Here is a 3,806-nt window from a genome sequence, read left to right as displayed (position 1 = left end):
GGATATTGAACAGGCGATCGCCAATCATGCTCTGTGGATGTCGCGTCTCAGGCAAGCCATTGTTGAAGCGCCTGACGCGCTTGAGGTGGAGAAAATTCGGGCGGAAGATCAATGCGACTTCGGCAAATGGCTGCACGGTTCCCGCTTGTCGCTTGAAGACCGGGCAAGCACGGTTTACCAGGAGGTCGAGCGTTTGCACGCCGAGTTTCATCAAGTGGCAGCGCAGGTGGTCGAACTGGCGGCGTCTGGCAGGGCCTGCGACGCCTATGGCTTGTTGTACGGTGAGTACATCACGATGTCCGGCAGGCTTGCCATCGCCATGCGCGCGTGGCAGGAGAAGCTAAAGGCTACGCAGTAATTTCCGGGATCATTGACGGTGCCGTTTGACCGTCAATGGCCATGTAGTGCACCGCCAGATCGTCGATACTGCGCAGTCGACGGCTCAGTTCCCTGGCCAGGTTCAGGACGATCAGGGTAAAAGTCGGCAGATCAGACTCGTAGATGCGGAACAGGTCGCCGTTGGACAGTGCCAGTGCCGAAACCGGCTCGAGCGCGCGCACCGTTGCCGACCGGCGCTGCATGTCGATCAACTCCATCTCGCCGAAGACATCGCCGACCGTCAGGACGGCGATGCGCTTCGCGAACAGGCCATCTTCGGCGGCCGTCGCCTTCAACACTTCAACCGAGCCGCTGCAGATCAGGAACAGCGAATCGCCATCTTCGCCCTCTTTGACGATAGCTTCCCCGGCAGCAAAAGCCAGCTCGCCAAGCAAGGGGATTATTGCGGCGATGGCTTGGTCGTCCACGCCGCCGAATAGTGGTTGTTCCTGCAGAAATCGGCTTGTCGTCATGGCGCACCCCCATCGTCGATATCGATGACGAATTCCAGACCATCGCTCGTCGCTTATTCTGCCCTGTGGAGGGTTCGAAGAAAAGGCGCAATGGTCAGATTCCCTGGGCATTGCCGGTGAGGACAAAGTCACGCTGACCCGCGTGCTTTGGGGATATTGGCGGCTGGCCGAGCAGTGCTAACATTGCCCGTTGGCTTTCGGCGTCGCCGCGTGGCATGGAGGTCGTCGAAACCGTCTGCCGAAAGAAGGAGTTGCCGCTCATGCAGCACAAAATCATTGTCGCCGTCCTGTGGTTGACCCTGGCCTTGCCGCACTTGACGCTGGCGCAAAGCACGCTGGACCTGAAGTCGCCGAGTGGCGACGACATTTATCGCGAGTTACAGGAGGAGCAGCGCAGCGGACCCTGTGAGCGCTGCGGTGTGGTCTTCCGGGTGCGCAGCGAAAGTCGCCAGGGGTCGGGGCGACGCGATCCGGCAAACGCCGCGCGCCGCGATGTCGGTTCGGTCGACGGCCATATGGTCACCACGCCGCTGATCGGCACCGGCAGCACGGTCAAGGATTCCCGCAAGGCGGCGGCGCCGGTGCTGATCTACGTCATCACGGTACGCTACGAAGACGGCAGTTTCGCCTTCTTCGAACAGAACGACGAGCCTGCGGTGCATAAGGGTGATCGGGTGCGGGTGGTCGAGGGCCGCGTCGAATTGCGCAACGACTAGTCGGTCGGGCCGGCGCTATTCGAAGTACGCGCGCGCCGTTTCGAAGCGCTGCGCGTAGTAGTTGGCGGCCAGTTGATCGATGCGTACCTGGCCGCGGGTCGACGGGGCGTGCACGAAACGATCATCGCCGATGTAGATACCGACGTGCGAAAAAGAGGCGTTGCGGGTGTTGAAGAAGACCAGGTCGCCGGGGCGCAGTTCGTCGCGCCCCACCGGCCGGCCACGACGCGCGATATCCGCCGCACTGCCGCCGACCTTGATGCCGGCCGCACGACCGTAGATGTAGGCAACCATGCCGCTGCAATCGAAGCCGGCTTCGGGGTTCTTGCCCCCGAAGCGGTAATCGGTATCGACCAGCCCGAGCGCGAAGATCACCACGTCCTTGCCTTTTTCGCTGCTCGCCAGCCGTTCCGGCGTGCTGCTGCAGGCGACCAGGAGCAGTGACATGGTGCAGGCGACGAGGAACTGTAGTACACGCATGGCGCACAGTATAAACTGCGGTTTTCAAAAATTCGGAGATTCTCATGCACCTCAGTGATCCGCGCCTGCTGCGCTCCAATTGCTACATAGACGGGCGCTGGGAAGCGGCCGACGACGGCCGTACGCTGGTCGTTAGCGATCCGGCCAGCGGCGAAACACTCGGCGAGGTGCCGCTGATGACCGCCGTCGAGACCGGGCGGGCGATCGCGGCTGCCGATGCGGCGCTGCCGGCGTGGCGGGCGAAGACCGCCAAAGAGCGGGCGGCGGTGTTGCGTCGGTGGTATCAACTGATTATCGAAAACGCCGAGGATCTGGCGCAGTTGATGACCGCCGAATGCGGCAAGCCGATCGCCGAAGCGCGCGGTGAAGTGGCTTACGGGGCGTCCTTTGTCGAGTGGTTTGCCGAGGAGGGCAAGCGTGCCTACGGTGAAACCATCCCCGCGCCGCTGGCCGACCGGCGGCTGTTGACCATCCGCCAGCCGATTGGCGTCTGCGCGGCGATCACGCCCTGGAACTTCCCATTGGCGATGATCACCCGCAAGGTGGCGCCGGCGCTCGCCGCGGGCTGCACGGTGGTGGTCAAGCCAGCTGAACAGACACCCCTGACGGCCTTGGCGTTGGCCCGACTCGCCCATGACGCCGATCTGCCGGAGGGCGTGTTCAACGTGCTGACCGGAGACCCGGTGGACATCGGTGCCGCCTTGACCGCCAGCCCGGTGGTGCGCAAGTTGTCCTTCACCGGCTCGACCGAGATCGGCCGGCTGCTGATGGCCCAGAGCGCACCGACGATCAAGAAGCTGTCGCTCGAGCTCGGCGGCAACGCGCCGTTCATCGTCTTCGACGACGCCGATATCGACGCGGCGGTCGAAGGGGCGCTGATTGCCAAGTACCGCAACACTGGCCAGACCTGCGTCTGCGCCAACCGGTTGCTGGTTCAGGACGGTGTCTACGACAGTTTCGTCGCCCGGCTGGCCCGGCGTGTGCAGTCGCTCCGGGTCGGACCAGGCAGCGACGAAGGCGTGACGCAGGGGCCGCTGATCGATGCTGCGGCGCTGGCCAAGGTCGAGGAGCATATCGCCGACGCCCTCAACAAGGGCGCGCGGGTGGTTTCCGGCGGCAGTCGCCACGCGCTTGGCGGCACCTTCTTCGAGCCGACCGTGCTGGCCGACGTGACAGCGCAGATGCGCGTCGCGCGTGAGGAAACCTTCGGGCCGGTGGCGCCGGTTTTCAGGTTTTCCGACGAGGCGGAAGCGATCCGCATGGCCAACGACACCGAGTTCGGTCTCGCCGCCTACTTCTACTCGCGCGACGTCGGCCGCTGCCTGCGGGTTGGCGAAGCGCTTGAATACGGCATGGTCGGCGTGAACACCGGCGTCATCTCGAACGAGGTGGCGCCTTTCGGCGGCGTCAAGCAGTCCGGTCTGGGCCGCGAAGGCTCGAAGCACGGGCTCGACGAGTACCTCGAGATCAAGTACCTGTGCTTCAGTACCGTGTGATGCATCCCGGCGCGTAGATGAAGCTGCTGCTCGCGCTGGCCTTGCTCGGGCTGGTCATCGCGACGGTCGCCTGGTGGCGTTCGCTGATCCGGCACCGGCGCGAGCAGTTTATCGACGGTTATCCCTACGGGAAAGTTCTCGACCGGCGTCTGGCCGCGCGTCGGCCGGAGCTGAGCGCAGCGCAACGGGCCCTGGTCTTCGATGGCCTGCGCGAGTACTTCCAGCTCTGCCGCGAGGCAAGAAAGCGGCTGGTGGCGATGCCT

General features: G+C 64.0%; 5 protein-coding genes and 1 pseudogene. 4 read left to right on the top strand and 2 right to left on the bottom strand.

What is annotated here, in order from left to right:
* On the top strand, nucleotides 1-358 hold a 358-nt coding region (locus RUW20_RS06815; protein WP_313951446.1), incomplete at its 5' end, for a CZB domain-containing protein.
* Here RUW20_RS06815 and RUW20_RS06810 read toward each other — a convergent pair.
* A complete protein-coding gene (locus RUW20_RS06810; RefSeq protein ID WP_313951443.1) occupies nucleotides 348-851 on the bottom strand; it encodes a cyclic nucleotide-binding domain-containing protein in 504 nt (167 codons plus the stop codon). The two genes, RUW20_RS06815 and RUW20_RS06810, sit on opposite strands and share 11 nt — an antisense overlap.
* 260 nt (nucleotides 852-1,111) lie before the next feature.
* Between RUW20_RS06810 and RUW20_RS06805 the strand changes: the two genes are divergently transcribed.
* Nucleotides 1,112-1,567 carry a hypothetical protein gene (locus tag RUW20_RS06805; protein WP_313951442.1) on the top strand — a complete coding sequence of 152 codons (456 nt, stop codon included), beginning with the start codon at nucleotides 1,112-1,114 and terminating at the stop codon, nucleotides 1,565-1,567.
* A 15-nt stretch (nucleotides 1,568-1,582) separates the two neighbouring features.
* Here RUW20_RS06805 and RUW20_RS06800 read toward each other — a convergent pair whose 3' ends face one another.
* Nucleotides 1,583-2,047, bottom strand: coding sequence for a C40 family peptidase (locus tag RUW20_RS06800; protein WP_313951441.1), 465 nt, complete (start codon nucleotides 2,045-2,047; stop codon nucleotides 1,583-1,585).
* A gap of 44 nt (nucleotides 2,048-2,091) precedes the next feature.
* On the opposite strand from RUW20_RS06800, the gene RUW20_RS06795 reads away from it, so the two are divergent.
* Nucleotides 2,092-3,543, top strand: a complete 1,452-nt coding sequence (locus RUW20_RS06795; RefSeq protein WP_313951440.1) for an NAD-dependent succinate-semialdehyde dehydrogenase — start codon at nucleotides 2,092-2,094, stop codon at nucleotides 3,541-3,543.
* Between the two features lie 17 nt (nucleotides 3,544-3,560).
* Nucleotides 3,561-3,806 (top strand): annotated as a pseudogene (locus RUW20_RS06790) (hypothetical protein); the annotation flags it as partial.

The sequence above is a fragment of the Accumulibacter sp. genome (assembly GCF_032229525.1).
Classification (GTDB): Bacteria; Pseudomonadota; Gammaproteobacteria; order Burkholderiales; family Rhodocyclaceae; genus Accumulibacter.
The sequence above is the reverse complement of the archived record's forward strand: the minus strand, read 5'-3'. Positions and strand labels throughout refer to the sequence as shown.

Coding starts and splice junctions, on each gene's coding strand:
- RUW20_RS06800 (WP_313951441.1), bottom strand. CDS start 2,047: ATGCGTGTACTACAGTTCCTCGTCGCCTGCACCATGTCACTGCTCCTG.
- RUW20_RS06810 (WP_313951443.1), bottom strand. CDS start 851: ATGACGACAAGCCGATTTCTGCAGGAACAACCACTATTCGGCGGCGTG.
- RUW20_RS06795 (WP_313951440.1), top strand. CDS start 2,092: ATGCACCTCAGTGATCCGCGCCTGCTGCGCTCCAATTGCTACATAGAC.
- RUW20_RS06805 (WP_313951442.1), top strand. CDS start 1,112: ATGCAGCACAAAATCATTGTCGCCGTCCTGTGGTTGACCCTGGCCTTG.